Source organism: Streptomyces canarius, from assembly GCF_014650735.1.
GTDB classification, from domain to species: Bacteria; Actinomycetota; Actinomycetes; order Streptomycetales; family Streptomycetaceae; genus Streptomyces; species Streptomyces olivaceoviridis.
In genome coordinates, this window is the sequence record NZ_BMVN01000001.1 from 119,976 (window position 1) to 138,761 (window position 18,786).

The 18,786-nt window shown below is 72.9% G+C and carries 13 protein-coding genes and 1 riboswitch; of the genes, 7 read left to right on the plus strand and 6 right to left on the minus strand.

Going from position 1 to position 18,786, the window contains the following annotated elements; genetic code table 11:
- Positions 1-3: 3 nt before the first annotated feature.
- From IE294_RS00490 to IE294_RS00505, 4 genes are all read right to left on the minus strand, one after another.
- A complete protein-coding gene (locus IE294_RS00490; protein WP_189881203.1) occupies positions 4-684 on the minus strand; it encodes a DUF7342 family protein in 681 nt (226 codons plus the stop codon).
- Positions 681-2,360, minus strand: coding sequence for an ATP-binding protein (locus IE294_RS00495; protein ID WP_189881204.1), 1,680 nt, complete (start codon positions 2,358-2,360; stop codon positions 681-683). Before IE294_RS00495 ends, IE294_RS00490 begins: the two co-directional genes overlap by 4 nt.
- Positions 2,361-2,553: 193 nt before the next feature.
- Positions 2,554-3,495 (minus strand): ferredoxin family protein, encoded by a 942-nt coding sequence (locus IE294_RS00500; protein ID WP_189881205.1) that lies wholly within the window; start codon positions 3,493-3,495, stop codon positions 2,554-2,556.
- A gap of 53 nt (positions 3,496-3,548) precedes the next feature.
- Positions 3,549-4,805 (minus strand): citrate synthase, encoded by a 1,257-nt coding sequence (locus tag IE294_RS00505; protein ID WP_189881206.1) that lies wholly within the window; start codon positions 4,803-4,805, stop codon positions 3,549-3,551.
- Positions 4,806-4,929: 124 nt separating this feature from the next.
- Between IE294_RS00505 and IE294_RS00510 the strand changes: the two genes are divergently transcribed.
- Positions 4,930-6,096: a citrate synthase/methylcitrate synthase gene (locus tag IE294_RS00510; RefSeq protein WP_189881783.1), complete on the plus strand. Its 1,167-nt coding sequence runs from the start codon at positions 4,930-4,932 to the stop codon at positions 6,094-6,096.
- A gap of 503 nt (positions 6,097-6,599) precedes the next feature.
- Positions 6,600-7,712, plus strand: coding sequence for a CobW family GTP-binding protein (locus IE294_RS00515; RefSeq protein ID WP_189881207.1), 1,113 nt, complete (start codon positions 6,600-6,602; stop codon positions 7,710-7,712).
- Between the two features lie 40 nt (positions 7,713-7,752).
- Here the strand turns inward: IE294_RS00515 and IE294_RS00520 are convergent, their stop codons facing one another.
- Positions 7,753-10,212, minus strand: a complete 2,460-nt coding sequence (locus IE294_RS00520) for a DNA gyrase/topoisomerase IV subunit A (protein WP_189881208.1) — start codon at positions 10,210-10,212, stop codon at positions 7,753-7,755.
- A 259-nt stretch (positions 10,213-10,471) separates the two neighbouring features.
- Here IE294_RS00520 and IE294_RS00525 point away from each other — a divergent pair, with 259 nt between their 5' ends.
- From IE294_RS00525 to IE294_RS00540, 4 genes are all read left to right on the plus strand, one after another.
- Entirely contained in the window at positions 10,472-11,875 is a 1,404-nt protein-coding gene (locus tag IE294_RS00525; protein ID WP_189881209.1) for a M16 family metallopeptidase, read from the plus strand.
- Complete coding sequence (locus IE294_RS00530) at positions 11,872-13,260, plus strand: M16 family metallopeptidase (protein WP_189881210.1); 1,389 nt, start codon at positions 11,872-11,874, stop codon at positions 13,258-13,260. The genes IE294_RS00525 and IE294_RS00530 overlap by 4 nt, the downstream gene beginning before the upstream one ends.
- A gap of 237 nt (positions 13,261-13,497) precedes the next feature.
- Positions 13,498-13,658, plus strand: a riboswitch (cyclic di-AMP (ydaO/yuaA leader).
- A gap of 12 nt (positions 13,659-13,670) precedes the next feature.
- Complete coding sequence (locus tag IE294_RS00535) at positions 13,671-14,426, plus strand: M23 family metallopeptidase (RefSeq protein ID WP_189881211.1); 756 nt, start codon at positions 13,671-13,673, stop codon at positions 14,424-14,426.
- Between the two features lie 198 nt (positions 14,427-14,624).
- Positions 14,625-15,311, plus strand: coding sequence for a GntR family transcriptional regulator (locus IE294_RS00540; RefSeq protein WP_189881212.1), 687 nt, complete (start codon positions 14,625-14,627; stop codon positions 15,309-15,311).
- Positions 15,312-15,514: 203 nt separating this feature from the next.
- On the opposite strand, the gene IE294_RS00545 is transcribed toward IE294_RS00540, so the two are convergent.
- A complete protein-coding gene (locus IE294_RS00545) occupies positions 15,515-15,796 on the minus strand; it encodes an HPr family phosphocarrier protein (RefSeq protein WP_014675499.1) in 282 nt (93 codons plus the stop codon).
- Positions 15,797-15,972: 176 nt separating this feature from the next.
- Between IE294_RS00545 and IE294_RS00550 the strand changes: the two genes are divergently transcribed.
- Positions 15,973-18,783: a bifunctional acetate--CoA ligase family protein/GNAT family N-acetyltransferase gene (locus IE294_RS00550; RefSeq protein ID WP_189881213.1), complete on the plus strand. Its 2,811-nt coding sequence runs from the start codon at positions 15,973-15,975 to the stop codon at positions 18,781-18,783.
- Positions 18,784-18,786: the final 3 nt, after the last annotated feature.

Sequence of the window (18,786 nt, forward strand, 5' to 3'; positions counted from 1 at the left end):
CGCTCAGGCGCGGGTCGCCCACACGTAACGGTGTTCCGGGCGGCCCGCGTCGCCGTACTTCAGGGTCAACCGGGCCCGGCCCGTGCGCTCCAGGAGCTTCAGATACCGCTGGGCGGTCTGTCGGCTCACCCCCGTCCGCTCCGCGATCTCCTGGGCGGACAGGGGGCGTTCGGTGTTCAGCAGCGCCTGGCGCACCAGCTCGGCCGTCGTGGGGGAGTGCCCCTTCGGCAACCCGGGCTCCGACGGGGCGGACAGGGCCCCGAAGATGCGGTCCACCTCCGCCTGCTCGGCCTCCCCGCCGCCGTCCAGGGTGCGCCGCAGCTCGGCGTACGCCTCCAGCTTCGCCCGCAGACCGGCGAAGGCGAACGGCTTCACCAGGTACTGCAACGCGCCCTGCCGCATGGCCGCCTGCACGGTCGACACGTCCCGCGCGGCCGTCACCATGATCACGTCGGTCTGGTGGCCGCGCCGGCGCATCTCCTGGACCACCGCGAGACCCGTGTCGTCGGGCAGGTAGTGGTCCATCAGGACGAGGTCCAGCCGGGGCAGCACCTCGACCTGGCGCAGTGCCTCGGCCGCGTTGTGCGCCTCGCCGGCGACATGGAAGCCGGGCACCTTCTCCACGTAGGCGGCGTTGACCCGGGCGACGCGGGTGTCGTCGTCCACGACCAGGACCTCGATCATCGCGCCTCCTCCTCGGCGACGGCAGCGGTCTCCACAGACCCCCCGGGCACCGCCGGTTCCAGTTCCGGCTCGGTCAGCGCCTCGGGCAGGACCACGGTGAACTCCGCGCCACCGCCGGCCGCCGCGCCCACGGCCGCGCTCCCGCCCTGCCGTTCGGCGAGTCGGCGCACCAAGGAGAGCCCGATGCCCCGCTTGCCGTGCGCGGGCGGCTTCTTGGTGGACCATCCGTCCGTGAAGATCAGCTCCCGCTGGTCCTCGGGTATCCCGGGGCCCGTGTCACGTACCCGCAGGACCACCGTACGGCCCTCCGCGCGCAACTCGACCTCCACGCGCGCGTGCGGTGTGCCCGCGACCGCGTCGAGGGCGTTGTCCACGAGGTTGCCGACGACCGTGACCAGCCCCCGGGGATCGATCAGCCGGTCCGGGAGCCGGGTGTGCTCCGACACCCACAGGGCGACCCCGCGCTCGGCCGCCACGGTCGCCTTGCCCACCAGCAGCGCGGCCAGCAGCGGGTCCTGGATCTTCTCCGTGACCTGCTCGGCGGTGGCCCGGTGGTCCCCGACCACCTCGCCGACGAACTCCACGGCGTCGTCGTACATTTCCAGCTCCAGCAGCCCCAGCAGGGTGTGCATGCGGTTGGCGTGTTCGTGGTCCTGGGCGCGCAGGGCGTCGATCAGCCCGCGCGTGGAGTCTAGTTCGCGCCCCAGCTGTTCCAGTTCGGTGCGGTCGCGCAGGGTCGCCACCGCGCCGCCGTCGTCGGTGGGCATGCGGTTGGCGACCAGGACGCGGTGGCCGCGCACGGTGAGCAGGTCGGTGCCGGTCACCCGGCCGGCCAGCACATCCGTCGTACGGCCCGCGCCGAGCGCCTCGTCCGGGGTCCGCCCGACGGCCTCGTCGCCGATGCCCAGCAGCCGCCGTGCCTCGTCGTTGAGCAGGCGGATACGGCCGCCCCGGTCGAGGGCGACCACACCCTCCCGGATGCCGTGCAGCATCGCCTCGCGCTCCGCCAGCAGCGCCGAGATGTCGGAGAAGGCCAGGTCCCGGGTCTGCCGCTGGACCCGGCGCGAGATCAGCCAGGCGGCCAGCGCGCCCACCGCGAGCGCGCCGCCGGCGTACGCGAACAGGCCCGGGATCGCGCTGATCAGCCGCGCCCGCACGCTGTCGTAGGCGATGCCGACCGAGACCGCGCCGACGATGCGGTGATCGGCGTCGTACAGCGGAACCTTGCCGCGTGCCGAGCGGCCCAGAGTGCCTCTGTCGATCTCCATGACCTCCTGGCCGGCCAGGGCGTCGGTGGGGTCGGTGGAGACGCGCCGGCCGATCTCCGAGGCCGTGGGGTGCGACCAGCGCACCCAGTTCCGGTCGAGCACCACGATGTACTCGGCGTGCGTGGCCCGCCGGATCCGCTCGGCCTCCTTCTGCACCGGGCCGTTCCTGGTCGGCGGGGTGGTCAGGACGCCCTCGGCGATCTGCGGGTCCTGGGCCGCGGTCTCGGCGATGGCCAGCGCGCGGCGCATCGCCTCCTGGTCCAGCTGCTTGCTCAGCGGGGCGAGGAAGAGCCCGGTCGCGAGCACCGCTACTCCCGCGGCGATCGCCACCTGCATCAGCAGCAGCTGGGAGAACATCCGCCGAGGCAGACCGAGGCGCAGCCGGCGGGCGGGGGGAGTGGGGCTCATACCCATGACGGTACGTGGGGCCGCCGGACGCGCCCCAGCGGGTGTGGTGTGCATCTCTTGATCCATGCGTTGATCAAGGGTTGACGTCAGCCATGCCAAGGACGGCGCCTATGCTCAGAACGGCGCGCATGTCCAGGCGGCACCCGCCCCCAGGGCGGCGCCACCCACAGCCCCGGGCGGCACCCGCGCCCGGCTAGCTCGCCAGCGCCGTCGGCCTCAGCTCGCGCACCTCGACCACGTCCATCCGCGCCGGCGCACCGAGCACCGCCGCGCCACAGCTCTCCGGGCGGGGCGGCAGCGACGTGCCCTGCGCCACGGTGACCCGCCACCGCCGGCCGTCGGCGTGCCGGACGGTGACCTCCCAGCCCGAAGCCGTGCCGTCGGTCCGTACGACGCTGAGCACACCCGCCCGGTACTCGCCCGCGGCCGACCGGACGGCCAGCTCCGCCGCCTGGCCGGGGCGTTCCCATGCGGAGCACCCCCGGCACCCCTCCACGACCACACGTCCCTCCCGGACGCCGTGCAGGGCCTCCTTGACGGTGTGCGCCTCGGCCCGGCCGTAGGCGTAGCCGTACGGCAGGACCAGCACCGTGGGCGCGAACCGATGTCCACCCAGATGGGTGACCTCCCAGACGCCGCGCACCCCCGAGGCGACCAGCTCCGTGGCGAGCGGGCGGCCCAGGAGGGCACAGCAGCGGTCGCGCTTGCCGTTGGTGCACACGAGCGCCAGCGGATCACCCCGGTGCGGCCGTCCGCCGAGCACCGCGCCGAAGGAACGGTGGTCGCCCGCTCCGAGGCCGGCGAAGTCGAGGTCGAGCAGCCGCCGCGGATCGCGCGTGGTGGCGCCGTGCAGCCACACGCGCCCGGGAACGGTGTGCGCGGCGTACACCTGCCGGATCGGGGGCGTACCGGGGTCGGCGTGGCGGCCGGGGCGCCGGATGAGAGCGATCCGCACGCCGGTTCCGTCGGCGGCGGCCTCCAGCGCCCGGCCCAGCGCGGGGTCCAGATGGCTGGACGTGAGCGCCTTGGCGCCCCAGGGGCCGGGCTGTTCCAGCAGCAGCCACGTCGTCGCCGTCGCCGCCGTACCGGACACCGGCTCGTCGAGGCTCCGGGAGACGGTCGCACACCTACTCACAGAGGTGAGCCTAACCTGACTTTGCCCGGGGTGACTTCCGGCCCGCCCGTGTCCTACTCCGGGAGGGGCCGCGGCGGGCGCGGACCGACGTAGTGGCCGCTGGGTCGCATGCGCAGCGGACGCTCGCCGTACTCCTCCAGGGCGTGGGCGATCCAGCCCGCGGTCCGCGCCACGGCGAAGATCGTCTCACCGGCCGTGGCCGGCATGCCGCTGGACGCGGTGAACACCGCCAGGGCCAGGTCCACATTGGCGTGCAGCGAGGTGTGCCGGGCGGTCGTCGCGACGATGTCACGGGCCGCGAGCAGGGCGGACTCCGCGCGCGGGAGTTGCTCCAGGAGGCCGAACAGCACCCGCGCGCGGGGATCCTCGCCGGCGTACAGCCGGTGGCCGAGACCGGGGACACGGCGGCCCGCGCGCAGCTCGTCGGCGATCACCGGGACCGCCGTGCCCTGGTCGAGCACGTCCAGGAGCATCCGGTGGGCCAGGCCGCTGGCGGCGCCGTGCAGCGGGCCCTCCAGCACGCCGAGCCCGGCCGAGACGGCCGCGTACGCGTGCGCCCGGGCCGAGGCGGCGACCCGGACCGCCAGCGTGGACGCGGCCAGGTCGTGGTCGGCGAGCAGCGCGAGCGCGGTGTCCAGGACGCGCAGGGACGCCTCGTCGGCCGGGTGGCCGGTCAGCCGTCCCCACAGCCGCTGCGCCAGCGGCCCGCCGTCCTTGTGGCCGGGACGGACCGGCGGGAGCGCGGCGACGAGGGTCGGGATGAGGACGCGCGCCGTGTTCAGCACGGCGTCCTCGGACAGGTCGAAGCGCAGCGGGTCCTCGGCCGCCGCGGCGATCGCGGCGACCCGCAGCCGGTCCACCGGGGAGGCGTGTTCGGACAGGGCGTCCACCGCGCGGCGGGCGACCTCGACGGTGGGCCCGGGCGCGGAGAACGTGACCCCGGGGCTCAGCCGGCCGGTCCACAGCCACTCCGCGACCTCCTCGTAGGAGTGGCGGGTGGCCAGGTCGACGGCGTCCACGCCCCGGTAGAAGTACCGGTCCTGTTCGATGAGCGTGATCCGGGTGCGGACGGACAGGTCCCCGCCGGAGCCCGGACTCCCGGCCGCCTCGCGCCGGTTGCGGCGGGCGAGCGCCTCCACCTCCTTGGCCTCGAACGTGCTGGACCGGCCGCCGGGTTCGCGTCTGCTGGTGAGCAGGCCGCGGCTCACGTACGCGTAGACCGTCTCGGGCTTCACGCCGAGCAGTTCGGCGGTCTCCTTGGTGCTCAGCCGGCGCCCGGGACGGTGGGGGGCGGTGTCGTGATCGCGCATGGGGGTCACCGTAGTCGTCTCTGCACATCTTGATGAGCATATATTGATCGAATCAACGTTGACAAGAAATTAGTCAAGCATGGACAGTCGGATCAAGTAATGGATGGAATCCAAGGAGGAGTTCATGGTCGTCAACATGCCCGCCGCCCCGCTCATCGACGTCCCGCGCGGTCTCGCCGGCGTCGTCGTCGCCGAGACCGAGGTCGGTGACGTCCGGGGCCGGGAGGGCTTCTACCACTACCGCCAGTACCCGGCCGTCGACCTCGCGCGCACCCGGAGCTTCGAGGACGTCTGGCATCTCCTGGTCCACGGCACCCTGCCGGACGCCCGGGTCGGTGCCGCCTTCGCCGCCCAGACCGCCGCGCTGCGGCGCCTGCCCGAGGACGTCCGCGCGGCCCTGCCGGCCATCGCCGCGGCCGGGCGGGGCTCCGGACCGCTGGCCGGACTGCGCACGGCCCTGTCCCTGCTCGGCGCGGCACAGGGCTTCCGGCCGGTGTACGACACCGACGCCGACCGGCGCCGCGCCGACACCGTGGCCGCCTGCGCGGCCGTACCCACCCTGCTCACCGCGCTGTACCGGCTGGGCCGCGGTCTCGACCCGGTCGAGCCGCGCGAGGACCTCTCGTACGCGGCCAACTACCTGTACATGTTGACGGGTTCGGAACCGGACCCGCGCCGGGCGCGTGCGATCGAGCAATACCTCATCTCAACCATTGATCACGGATTCAATGCGTCAACCTTCACCGCACGCGTCATCGCCTCCACAGGCGCCGACGTGGCGGCCTGCCTGACCGGTGCCGTCGGCGCACTGTCCGGGCCGCTGCACGGAGGCGCGCCCAGCCGGGCCCTGGACACCCTGGACGCGATCGGCACGCCCGACCGGATCGACGCCTGGATCCGCGAGCGGGTGCTCGCCGGTGACCGGATCATGGGCTTCGGGCACGCCGTCTACCGCACGGAGGACCCGCGGTCCCGGATGCTGCGCGAGATCGCCCTCGGCTTCAGCGGCCCGCGGGCGCACTTCGCGGTCGAGGTCGAGCGCCGTGTGGAGGCGATCCTCGCCGAGCTGAAGCCCGGCCGCGAACTCCACACGAACGTCGAGTTCTATGCCGGCGTGGTCATGGAACTGTGCGGCCTGCCCCGGGAGATGTTCACCCCCACCTTCGCCGCGGCACGGGTCGTGGGCTGGAGCGCCAACATCCTGGAACAGGCCGCCGACTCGAAGATCATCCGCCCGGTGGCGCGGTACGTGGGCCCGGAGCCGGGGGCTGAGGTGCCCGCCGCCGAGTGAGCGCGGCGGACCGCCATGACGCCCATGCCACCCGCCGCGTCCCCGTGCCGCCCACGGTGTCCCCGCGCCCGCTGTGGCGCCGTGCCGTCCGCCGCGTCACCGCGCCGACCACCGTTCCCCGCACAGCCCACCGCGTCCCTGCACAGCCCACCGCGTCACCGCGCCGACCACCGTTCCCTGCACCGCCCGCAGTGTCTCTTCACCGCCCGTCGTGTCCCTGCGTCGCCCGCAGCGTCTCCCTGCACCGCCCGCCATGGCGCCCGTGCCGCCCGCCATGGCGCCCGTGCCACTCACCGCGTCCCCGCGTCCCCCGCCGCCTCCCCGTGCCACCCGCCGCCTCCCCGCGTCCCCCGCTGTAACCCGCCCCCACCGACGGCCGCGCCCCTTCGTGTCCCGTCCCGCTCGTATCCTTGACGCCCAGTCCATGCCCGTCCGCGCATCGGGCCGCGATCCGGTGCGCTCTGGTACGTCAGATACGTCAGATACGTCAGAGAGGTCGCCCGTTGAGGAACAGCTCGGCACGCGGCGGCAGTCCGCAGCAGATCCCGGTCGTCGTGCTCGCCGGTTTCCTGGGCTCCGGAAAGACCACGCTCCTGAATCACCTGCTGCACCGCAGCGGAGGCAGCCGGATCGGGGCCGTCGTCAACGACTTCGGGGCCATCGAGATCGACGCGATGGCCGTCGCCGGCGCCCTGGGCGACTCGACCGTCTCGCTCGGCAACGGCTGTCTGTGCTGTGCCGTCGACGCGAGCGAACTCGACCTCTACCTGGACCGGCTCGCCGCGCCCGACGCCGGGATCGACGTGATCGTCATCGAGGCCAGCGGGCTGGCCGAGCCCCGGGAACTCGTGCGCATGGTGCTCGCCAGCGAGCACCCGGGCATCGTCTACGGCGGCCTCGTGGAGGTCGTCGACGCCGCCGAGTTCGACGACACGCGGGCGAAGCACCCCGAGATCGACCGGCACCTGGCGCTCGCCGACCTGGTCGTCGTCAACAAACTCGACCGAGCGGACGACGCCGAGCGGACGCTGGCGGCCGTCCGGGCGCTCACCGACCGCGCCGCCGTCGTCCCCGCCACCTACGGCCGGATCGACCCCGAGTTCCTCTTCGACTGCCGGCCGAGCGAGGAGCGCCTCGGGCAGCTGTCCTTCGACGACCTCACCGACCGCGACGCCGACGCCGACGACCCTGACGCCCCCGACGGGCACGACCACACCGGACATCTGCACACCGGCTACGACAGCCTGTCCTTCAGCTCCGACGTGCCCCTGGAGCCCCGTCGGCTCATGCGGTTCCTGGACAGCCGGCCCGAGGGGCTGTACCGGATCAAGGGATACGTCGACTTCGGGGCGTACGACCCGCTCAACCGCTACGCCGTGCACGCCGTCGGCCGGTTCCTGCGCTTCTACCCGGAGCCCTGGGCGGCCCGCGAGGACCGCCTCACCCAGCTCGTGCTGATCGGCGCCGGCATCGACGCCGGCACTCTCGGCAAGGAACTGGAGGCGTGCAGGGGCGACGACGCCCCACACGCCGACGAACACGGCATGTGGGGCGTCCTGCGCTACGTACAGGGCCCGGACGAAGCGGACGCCGACGTGGAGGATCCGCCCGCCTAGAGCCACCGGGCGAGCCCCAGGGAGCCCGCCCGGAGCCCGGCTACAGCACCGGTCCCGCCACCACCGCCACCGTCTTCCCCAGCGACATGCCCGAGCCGTCCCGGCGCGGGTCCGGCTCCGGCAGGTCCGCCGGGGTGCCGTTCTTCTGCGCCGCGAGCGCGGGCGTCGGGCCCGCCCAGGCCAGCGACAGGCAGTCCTCGCCCTTCAGGAACCGCTGGCAGCGCACGCCGCCCGTCGCCCGGCCCTTGCGCGGGTACTGGTCGAACGGGGTGAGCTTGGCCGTCGTCTGCACCGAGTCGTCCAGCGTGCCGCGCGAGCCCGCGACCGTGAACACCACCGCGTCGACGGCAGGGTCGACCGCCGTGAAGGAGATCACCTTCGCGCCCTCGGTGAGCTTGATGCCCGCCATGCCGCCCGCCGGGCGGCCCTGCGGGCGCACGATGGAGGCCTGGAAGCGCAGCAGCTGTGCGTCGTCCGTGATGAACACCAGGTCCTCCTCGCCGGTGCGCAGCTCCACCGCGCCGACGATCCGGTCGCCCTCCTTGAGCGTGATGACCTCCAACTCGTCCTTGTTGGACGGGTAGTCAGGCACCACGCGCTTGACGACGCCCTGCTCGGTGCCGAGCGCGAGACCCGGGGACGATTCGTCCAGCGTGGTCAGGCAGACCACCGTCTCGTCGTCCTCCAGTGAGACGAACTCCGCCAGCGGGGCCCCTCCGGAGAGGTTCGGCGCGGCCGCCGGCTCGGGCAACTGCGGCAGGTCGACCACGTTGATCCGCAGCAGCCGGCCTTCCGAGGTCACCGCGCCGATCACCCCGCGCGCGGTCGCCGGCACCGCCGAGACGATCACGTCGTGCTTGACGCGCTTGGCGCCCGCCGCCTCCGGGAACGGCTCGTCGGTCGCCGTACGGGCCAGCAGCCCCGTGGAGGACAGCAGCACCCGGCACGGGTCGTCGGCCACCTGGAGCGGGACGGTGGCCGCCGGGGCGCCCGCGGACTCCAGCAGAACCGTGCGCCGGTCGGTGCCGAACTTCTTCGCCACGGCGGCCAGTTCGGCCGAGACCAGCTTGCGCAGCTCCGCGTCCGACTCCAGGATCCGGGTCAGCTCCTCGATCTCCGCGGTGAGCTTGTCCTTCTCCGCCTCCAGCTCGATCCGGTCGTACTTGGTGAGCCGGCGCAGCGGCGTGTCGAGGATGTACTGCGTCTGCACCTCGCTCAGCGAGAAGCGCTCGATCAGGCGCTCCTTGGCCTGCGCGGAGTTCTCGCTGGACCGGATGATCCGGATGACCTCGTCGATGTCGACCAGCGCGGTCAACAGGCCCTCGACCAGGTGCAGCCGGTCGCGCTTCTTGCCGCGGCGGAACTCGCTGCGGCGCCGGACCACGTCGAAGCGGTGGTCCAGGTAGACCTCCAGCAGCTCCTTCAGGCCCAGGGTGAGCGGCTGGCCGTCGACCAGGGCGACGTTGTTGATGCCGAAGGACTCCTCCATCGGGGTCAGCTTGTACAGCTGCTCCAGGATCGCCTCCGGCACGAAGCCGTTCTTGATCTCGATGACCAGGCGCAGGCCGTGCTCGCGGTCGGTGAGGTCCTTGACGTCGGCGATGCCCTGGACCTTCTTCGCGTTGACCAGGTCCTTGATCTTCGCGATGACCTTCTCGGGGCCGACCGTGAACGGCAGCTCGGTGACCACCAGGCCCTTGCGGCGGGCGGTGACCGTCTCGACCGAGACCGTCGCGCGCATCTTGAAGGTGCCGCGGCCGGTCGCGTACGCGTCCCGGATGCCGTCCAGGCCGACGATCCGGCCGCCGGTGGGCAGGTCCGGGCCGGGGACGTGCTTCATCAGCGCGTCCAGGTCCGCGTTCGGGTTGCGGATCAGGTGGCGGGCGGCGGCGATGACCTCGCGCAGGTTGTGCGGCGCCATGTTCGTCGCCATGCCGACCGCGATGCCCGAGGAGCCGTTGACCAGCAGGTTCGGGAATGCGGCGGGCAGCGCCACCGGCTCCTGCTCCTGGCCGTCGTAGTTCGGCGCGAAGTCGACCGTGTCCTCGTCGATCGACTCGGTCATCAGGCTCGTCGCCTCGGCCATCCGGCACTCGGTGTACCGCATGGCGGCCGGCGGGTCGTCGTTGCCCAGCGAGCCGAAGTTGCCGTGGCCGTCGACCAGCGGCACGCGCATGGAGAAGGGCTGCGCCATGCGCACCAGGGCGTCGTAGATCGACGCGTCGCCGTGCGGGTGCAGCTTGCCCATGACCTCGCCGACGACACGGGCGCACTTCACATAGCCGCGTTCGGGGCGCAGGCCCATCTCGTTCATCTGGTACACGATGCGGCGGTGCACCGGCTTCAAGCCGTCACGGGCGTCCGGCAGGGCGCGCGAGTAGATGACCGAGTACGCGTACTCCAGGTAGGAGCCACGCATCTCGTCCACGACGTCGATGTCGAGGATCCTCTCCTCGAACGAATCGTCGGGCGGCGGGGTCTTCGTGCTGCGGCGGGCCATCGCTGCCGGCTCCTTGCTGAAAGGATGGACGGAACTGACGCCGACCATTGTGGACCGAGGCAGTGACAACCCGTGCCGCGACCCGGTTCCCAAGGCCCCGCCGGGAGCCGGGACCGGCTCCCGGACGGGTCGCGGGATCCGCTGTGGGCGTACGCCCCGCGGGAACTTCGCCGAGGCCCCGCACGCTTTGCATACAGTGGCAGGAACGGCAGGAAAACCGCGGTTTCCATCAACCGCCTCCGCTCGCGAAGGGACGTACATGCCCATGGGTCACACGACCACAGCCGAGGCAGGCTCCGGGGGCCTGACAGCGACCGAGCACCGCCTGGCCAACGGTCTGCGCGTGGTGCTCTCCGAGGACCACCTGACCCCGGTGGCGGCGGTCTGCCTCTGGTACGACGTCGGCTCACGCCACGAAGTCAAGGGGCGTACCGGCCTGGCTCACCTCTTCGAGCACCTGATGTTCCAGGGCTCCGCGCAGGTCAAGGGGAACGGCCACTTCGAGCTGGTGCAGGGCGCCGGCGGCTCGCTGAACGGCACCACCAGCTTCGAGCGGACCAACTACTTCGAGACCATGCCCGCCCACCAGCTGGAGCTGGCGCTCTGGCTGGAGGCCGACCGCATGGGCTCGCTGCTGGCCGCTCTGGACGACGAGTCCATGGAGAACCAGCGGGACGTCGTCAAGAACGAGCGCCGCCAGCGCTACGACAACGTGCCGTACGGCACCGCCTTCGAGAAGCTGACCGCGCTCTCCTACCCCGAGGGCCACCCCTACCACCACACGCCGATCGGCTCGATGGCGGACCTGGACGCGGCCACCCTGGAGGACGCCCGCCAGTTCTTCCGCACCTACTACGCGCCGAACAACGCGGTGCTCTCCGTGGTCGGCGACATCGACCCCCAGCAGACGCTCGCCTGGATCGAGAAGTACTTCGGCTCCATCGCGTCCCACGACGGCAAGCCCGCCCCCCGCGACGGCTCCCTGCCGGAGGTCATCGGCGAGCAGCTGCGCGAGGTCGTCGTGGAGGAGGTCCCGGCGCGCGCCCTGATGGCCGCCTACCGGCTCCCGCACGACGGCACGCGCGCGTGCGACGCGGCCGACCTCGCCCTGACCGTCCTGGGCGGCGGAGAGTCCTCCCGCCTGTACAACCGGCTGGTGCGCCGGGACCGGACGGCCGTCGCGGCCGGTTTCGGCCTGCTGCGTCTGGCCGGTGCTCCCTCCATGGGCTGGCTGGACGTGAAGACCTCCGGTGACGTCGAGGTGCCGGTCATCGAGGCCGCCATCGACGAGGAGCTGGCCCGGTTCGCCGCGGAGGGCCCCACGGCCGAGGAGATGGAGCGCGCCCAGGCCCAGCTGGAGCGCGAGTGGCTGGACCGGCTCGGCACGGTCGCCGGCCGCGCCGACGAACTGTGCCGGTACGCGGTCCTGTTCGGCGACCCGCAGCTCGCCCTGACCGCCGTCAAGCGCGTCCTGGAGGTGACCCCGCAGGAGGTCCAGGAGGTCGCCAAGGCCCGCCTGCGGCCCGACAACCGCGCGGTCCTCGTCTACGAGCCGAAGTCCCCGGAGGCCGTCCCGGACGCCGCGGTCCCCGAGGACCCGGAGCAGGAAGCGACCGTAGAGGCGGGCCGCGACGAGACCGAGAACGAGGAGACGGCCAAGTGACCGAGCTCGCCACCATGGACTTCCACCCCCAGCCGCGGCCCGGCGAGGCCAAGCCGTGGGCGTTCCCGGCGCCCGAACGCGGCACGCTGGACAACGGCCTGACCGTGCTGCGCTGCCACCGCCCGGGCCAGCAGGTCGTTGCCGTCGAGGTGCTGCTGGACGCGCCGCTGGACGCCGAGCCGGCCGGCCTGGACGGCGTCGCCACGATCATGGCGCGGGCCTTCTCCGAGGGCACCGACAAGCACTCCGCCGAGGAGTTCGCCGCCGAGCTGGAGCGCGCGGGCGCCACCCTCGACGCGCATGCGGACCACCCCGGCGTGCGGCTCAGCCTTGAGGTCCCGGCCTCCCGCCTGGCCAAGGGCCTCGGCCTGCTCGCCGACGCCCTGCGCGCGCCCGCCTTCGCCGCGAGCGAGGTCGAGCGGCTGGTCCGCAACCGCCTGGACGAGATCCCGCACGAGCTGGCCAACCCCTCCCGCCGGGCCGCCAAGGAACTCTCCAAGGAGCTGTTCCCGGCGACCTCGCGCATGTCCCGTCCGCGCCAGGGCACCGAGGAGACGGTCGAGAAGATCGACGAGGCGGCCGTACGCGCCTTCTACGACCGTCATGTGCGGCCCGCCACGGCCACCGTGGTCGTCGTCGGCGACCTGACCGGCGCCGACCTGGACGCGCTGCTGGGCGACACCCTGGGCGCGTGGACCGGCACCCCGGGCGAGCCCCGGCCGGTGCCGCCGGTGACCGCCGACGACACCGGGCGCGTGGTCATCGTGGACCGGCCCGGCGCGGTCCAGACCCAACTGCTCATCGGCCGGATCGGTCCCGACCGGCACGACCGGGTGTGGCCCGCCCAGGTGCTCGGCACGTACTGCCTCGGCGGCACCCTCACCTCCCGCCTGGACCGCGTGCTGCGCGAGGAGAAGGGCTACACCTACGGCGTGCGGTCCTTCGGGCAGGTCCTGCGGTCCGCGCCGGACGGCACGGGCGCGGCGATGCTCGCCATCAGCGGCTCCGTGGACACCCCGAACAGCGGCCCGGCGCTGGACGACCTGTGGAAGGTGCTGCGCACGGTCGCGGCGGACGGTCTGACCGACGCCGAGCGGGACGTCGCCGTGCAGAACCTGGTCGGTGTGGCGCCGCTGAAGTACGAGACCGCGGCGGCCGTGGCGAGCACGCTGGCGGACCAGGTCGAGCAGCACCTGCCCGACGACTTCCAGGCGACGCTGTACCAGCAGTTGGCGGCCACGGGCACGGTGGAGGCCACCGCGGCCGTCGTGAACGCCTTCCCGGTGGACCGCCTGGTGACCGTCCTCGTCGGGGACGCGTCGCAGATCAAGGCGCCGGTGGAGGCGCTGGGCATCGGTGAAGTGACCGTGGTGGCGGCCGAGTAGCCGCGACCGCGGTGGCGGCCGGACGACGGCACGCGCGCGTGGGGCCCTGACGACCTACGGGTCGTCAGGGCCCCACGCTGTTCCACTCCGTCCGCCAGATGCCCGTTTTGGGGCGGAGGTTGCCTGTCTGCCCTGTGGGATGCGCTACAAAATCCGGGATGTGTTTGAGGATTGACAGCGTGCTTGCGTAGTTTCGTCCGGGCTGTTCGTCAGGCAGTGCGCCGCACCCGCGGCACCGGACAGTCATCGCCGAGTCCCCGTACGGCGCGAGCCAGGGGAGCCGGGGACCCATCGTCCCTGGGGTGAATCGGGCGTCCGCGCGACTGCGAGGGGGCCCGTAGGAGACCTTCCTGCTCCGAACCCGTCAGCTAACCCGGTAGGCGAGAGGGAAGGAAAGGACCAGCCACTTCATGGCGTTCATGTGCGCCACCGGGAAGCACCGCAAGCCCGGCCGGGTCAAGCGGACCACCGTTCAGGCGGCCGGCGTCGCGGCCCTCACCACCACCGGTGTGATCGGCACCCTCGCCGCCTCCCCGGCGCTCGCCGCCGGGAACTCCACGGAGCAGACCGGCCTCACCCCGGTCGTCGCCGTGTCCGAGGACGTCGCCGACGAGATCGACGCGCAGGCCGCCGCGCAGCAGCAGGCCGCCGAGCAGAAGGCGGCCGAGGAGGCCGCGGCGAAGGCGGCGGCGAAGCGGGCCCAGGAGGTCCGCGCCGCCAAGGCCCGGGCCGCCCGTGAGGCCGAGCGCAAGCGGCTGAACACCTTCGTCGCCCCGATCGCGCACTCGTACGTCTCCACCGCCTACCAGGCCAGCAGTTCCCTGTGGTCCTCCGGTTCGCACACCGGTATCGACTTCCACGCGGCCAGCGGCACGGCCGTCCACGCGGTGGGCTCCGGCACGGTCGTCTCCGCGGGCTGGGGCGGCGCGTACGGCAACCAGGTCGTGATCCGCATGGCCGACGGCATGTACACCCAGTACGGGCACCTGTCGTCCATCGGGGTCACGGTGGGCCAGCAGGTCGTCCCGGGCCAGCAGATCGGCCTGTCCGGCGCCACCGGCAACGTCACCGGCGCGCACCTCCACTTCGAGGCGCGCACGACCCCTGAGTACGGCTCGGACGTCGACCCCGTCGCCTACCTCCGCAAGCACGGCGTTCCCGTCTGACACCGACCGCACGGCTGTCCGAGGCCCCGGCTCACCGAGCCGGGGCTTTCGCCGTTTTTCACGGTGTCCGCCGGATCCGCTGTCCAAAAAATAGCCATGGATTAGGGTCCGCCGTCGGAAATTCCGGCTCATTGGAATAGAGTCTCGGAACACGCGTCCATCGTCGACGTTTCACGGGGATTAAGACGGAGGTCGGTCATGCGTATTCCGGCGCACTCGGTGTGCACGGCCATCCGGGACGACATCGTCGCGGGTGTCTACGAGCGCGGCAGCCGCCTCACCGAGGAAGTCCTGGCCCGCCGCTACGGCGTCTCGCGCGTCCCCGTGCGCGAGGCCCTGCGCACCCTGGAGGCCGAGGGCTTCGTGGTGACGCGCCGGCACGCGGGCGCGTGCGTGGCCGAGCCGACCGAGCAGGAGGCCGCCGACCTGCTGGAGATGCGGACGCTGCTGGAGCCGCTGGGCGCCGCGCGGGCCGCCCAGCGGCGCACCGAGGCACACCTGAAGGTGTTGCGCGGCCTGGTCCGACTGGGCCAGGAGCGGGCCCGCAGGGGCAGCAACGAGGACCTGCGCTCGTTGGGCGGCTGGTTCCACGAGACGCTCGCCCAGGCCTCCGGCAGCACCTCGCTGACCTCGATGCTCACCCAGTTGCGGCACAAGATCGCCTGGATGTACACGGTGGAGGCGCCGATCGGCCCGGTGGAGTCCTGGACGGAGCACGGCGCCATCGTGGACGCGGTGGCACGTGGCGATGCGGAACGCGCGCGGGCGCTCACGGCGCTGCACGCCGAGCGTGCGACAGGCGCGCACCGATTGCGGTTTTCCCCCGCCGGGGAGCGCGTGAGGACTTCGCAACATGCCGTAAACATGTCGGGCCCGCGGCATTAACAAGCGCACCGTATACAAAGAAGAGGCATTTCCCGTCGGGGTATTTCCTGCTGCCCGAATTCATCGTGCCGTAATTCCCCGGAGTTCACCGGGGGCCGACGGGTGGTGAATCGACGGAACATCGGGTCGAGTGCGTCCGCATACGGCGGAGCCGCGCCGCCCCGAAAGGCGAACGCGGCTCCGGCGCTCTGCGCGGTGGTCGCTCAGACGGTCTCGGGCAGCTCTTCCAGGCCCTCGGAGACCAGCTTGGCCAGACGGTCCAGGGCGGCGTCGGCGCCCTCGGCGTCGGAGGCGAGGACGATCTCCTCGCCACCCTGGGCACCCAGGCCCAGGACGGCCAGCATGGAGGCCGCGTTGACGGGGTTGCCCCCGGCCTTGGCGATCGTCACCGGGACGCCTGCGGCCGTGGCGGCTCGGACGAAGATGGAAGCGGGGCGGGCGTGGAGGCCCTCGGCCCAGCCGACGTTGACGCGGCGCTCAGCCATGTGTTGCTGCCCTTCGGTGTTCAGGTTGTCTAGACCAGTTTCCCATATCGTGAAGCCTGTCCGGAGCGGACCTTCGTCCCCTCCGGTGCGGCACCGGACCGCGGCCTCGGTCCGGCTTCTCGTCCTCCACAGACTGCCTCGCGACGTTGTCGGACGCGAGCCGTACTCTGGGGCCCATGCAGACCTCGGCGGGCCGGCAGGACCGGCACCAGTACCCCGCCCACTGGGAGGCGGACGTGGTGCTGCGCGACGGTGGCACCGCGCGCATCAGGCCCATCACCGTTGATGACGCCGACCGCCTGGTCAGTTTCTACGAGCAGGTCTCGGACGAGTCGAAGTACTACCGCTTCTTCGCGCCGTACCCACGGCTCTCCGCCAAGGACGTCCACCGCTTCACGCACCACGACTTTGTGGACCGGGTGGGACTCGCGGCCACCATCGGCGGCGAGTTCATCGCCACCGTACGCTATGACCGCATCGGCACCGACGGCATGCCCGCGTCCGCGCCCGCCGACGAGGCCGAGGTCGCCTTCCTGGTGCAGGACGCCCACCAGGGCCGCGGGGTCGCCTCCGCTCTGCTGGAGCACATCGCGGCCGTCGCGCGCGAGCGGGGCATCCGCCGCTTCGCCGCCGAGGTGCTGCCCGCCAACACCAAGATGATCAAGGTGTTCACGGACGCGGGCTACACCCAGAAGCGCAGCTTCGAGGACGGCGTCGTCCGCCTGGAGTTCGACCTCGAACCCACCGACCGCTCACTCGCCGTGCAGCGCGCGCGGGAGCAGCGCGCCGAGGCCCGTTCGGTACGCCGGCTCCTCGCCCCCGGCTCCGTCGCGGTCGTCGGCGTCGGCCGGGCCCCCGGCGGGGTGGGCCGCGGCGTCCTCGGCAACCTCCGCGACGCCGGCTACCCCGGCGCCCTGTACGCCGTGAACACGGTCTTCCCGGACGACCTCAAGGAGGTCGACGGGGTGCCCGCGCACCGCTCGGTGCGGGACATCGACGGGCATGTCGACCTGGCCGTCGTCGCCGTACCGGCCGCGCACGTGCCCGCCGTGGTCGCCGAGTGCGGGGAGCACGGCGTCCAGGGGCTGGTCGTGCTCTCCGCCGGATACGCCGAGAGCGGGCCCGAGGGGCGCGAGCGGCAGCGGGCCCTCGTCCGGGCCGCGCGCGCGTACGGCATGCGGATCATCGGCCCGAACGCCTTCGGGATCATCAACACCGCCCCGGACGTCCGGCTGAACGCCTCGCTCGCCCCGCAGATGCCCCGCCCCGGCCGCATCGGGCTGTTCGCCCAGTCCGGCGCCATCGGCATCGCCCTGCTCTCCCGGCTGCACCGGCGCGGCGGCGGCGTCACCGGCGTCACCGGCGTCTCCACCTTCGTGTCCGCCGGCAACCGCGCCGACGTCTCCGGCAACGACGTCCTCCAGTACTGGTACGACGACCCCGAGACCGACGTCGTCCTCATGTACCTGGAGTCCATCGGCAACCCCCGCAAGTTCACCCGCCTCGCCCGGCGGACGGCGGCGGCGAAGCCGCTCGTGGTGGTGCAGGGGACCGGCACGGCACCGCAGGGGCACGCGGTACGGGCCACCCGGCTGCCGTACGAGACCGTCTCCGCACTCCTGCGGCAGGCCGGTGTGATCCGGGTCGACACGATCACCGAGCTGGTCGACGCGGGCCTGCTGCTCGCGCGGCAGCCGCTGCCCGCCGGACCGCGCGTGGCCATCCTCGGCAACTCGGAGTCGCTGGGCGTGCTGACGTACGACCGGTGCCTCGCCGAGGGACTGCGGCCCGCGCGGCCGGTCGACCTGACGACCGGGGCGACGGCGGAGGACTTCCACCGTGCGCTCGCCGCCGCCCTGGCCGACGGCACGAACGACGCCGTCGTCGTCACGGCGATCCCCGCGATCGGGGAGAGCTCGCCGGGGGACCCGGAGCTGGCGGAGGCGCTGCGGTCGGCCGCGGCGGCGGTGCCGGGCAAGCCGGTGCTCGTGGTGCACGTGGAGCTCGGTGGACTGGCGGAAGCGTTGTCGGCGGCGGCGAGCACCGCACCGGGAGCCGTCGACAGGACGCCCGGCACCGAGGGGGCGGCGGCCCCCGCCCCGCTGACCACCCCGCCCGAGGGCACCCACCTGATCCCCGCCTACCCCGCCGCCGAACGCGCCGTCCGCGCCCTCGCGGAAGCCGTGAAGTACGCGCAGTGGCGGCGGGAGGCGGCCGATCCCGGGAAGGTGCCGGAGTACGACGACATCGACGAGAAGGGGGCCGCCCGGCTGATCGTCGAGCTGCTCGCGCGCGGGCAAGGGCTCACCATCTCCGACGCGGAGACCTGTCGGCTGCTCGCCAAGTACGGCATACCCGTGCGCCGCGCCCTGCCCGCCCTCACCCCGGGCGCCGCCGTCGAGGCCGCCCGCGCGCTCGGCTACCCGGTCGCCCTCAAGGCCACCGCCCCGCACCTCAGGCACCGCGCCGACCTGGGCGGCGTCCGCCTCGACCTCGCGGACGAGGAGCAACTGCTGCGGGCGTACGCCGAATTGACCGAGCTGTTCGGGCAGCCGGAGGAACTGCGGCCGGTGGTGCAGGGCATGGCGCCGCGCGGCGTCGACACGGTCGTACGCGCGGTGATCGACCCGGCGGCCGGGGCCGTGCTGTCCTTCGGCCTGGCCGGGGCCGCCTCACAGCTGCTCGGGGACATGGCCCACCGGCTGGTCCCCGTCACCGACCGGGAGGCGACCTCGCTGGTGCGGTCGATCCGGACGGCACCGCTGCTGTTCGGCTGGCGCGGCTCCACCCCGGTGGACACCCCGGCCCTGGAGGAACTGCTGCTGCGGGTGTCGCGGCTGGTCGACGACCACCCGGAGGTGGTCGCGGTCACCCTGGAGCCGGTCGTCGTCGCCCCCCACGGAGCCAGCGTGCTCGGCGCCACCGTACGGCTCGCGCCGCCGCCCGCCCGTGACGACCTCGGCCCGCGCACCCTGCCGGCCTACTGAACG

What these genes read in the sequence shown, in the direction of transcription:
- IE294_RS00525 (WP_189881209.1), top strand. Translation starts at nt 10,472, where the DNA reads ATGCCCATGGGTCACACGACCACAGCCGAGGCAGGCTCCGGGGGCCTG.
- IE294_RS00550 (WP_189881213.1), top strand. Translation starts at nt 15,973, where the DNA reads ATGCAGACCTCGGCGGGCCGGCAGGACCGGCACCAGTACCCCGCCCAC.
- IE294_RS00520 (WP_189881208.1), bottom strand. Translation starts at nt 10,212, where the DNA reads ATGGCCCGCCGCAGCACGAAGACCCCGCCGCCCGACGATTCGTTCGAG.
- IE294_RS00505 (WP_189881206.1), bottom strand. Translation starts at nt 4,805, where the DNA reads ATGCGCGATCACGACACCGCCCCCCACCGTCCCGGGCGCCGGCTGAGC.
- IE294_RS00495 (WP_189881204.1), bottom strand. Translation starts at nt 2,360, where the DNA reads ATGAGCCCCACTCCCCCCGCCCGCCGGCTGCGCCTCGGTCTGCCTCGG.
- IE294_RS00490 (WP_189881203.1), bottom strand. Translation starts at nt 684, where the DNA reads ATGATCGAGGTCCTGGTCGTGGACGACGACACCCGCGTCGCCCGGGTC.
- IE294_RS00510 (WP_189881783.1), top strand. Translation starts at nt 4,930, where the DNA reads ATGGTCGTCAACATGCCCGCCGCCCCGCTCATCGACGTCCCGCGCGGT.
- IE294_RS00540 (WP_189881212.1), top strand. Translation starts at nt 14,625, where the DNA reads ATGCGTATTCCGGCGCACTCGGTGTGCACGGCCATCCGGGACGACATC.
- IE294_RS00545 (WP_014675499.1), bottom strand. Translation starts at nt 15,796, where the DNA reads ATGGCTGAGCGCCGCGTCAACGTCGGCTGGGCCGAGGGCCTCCACGCC.
- IE294_RS00535 (WP_189881211.1), top strand. Translation starts at nt 13,671, where the DNA reads ATGGCGTTCATGTGCGCCACCGGGAAGCACCGCAAGCCCGGCCGGGTC.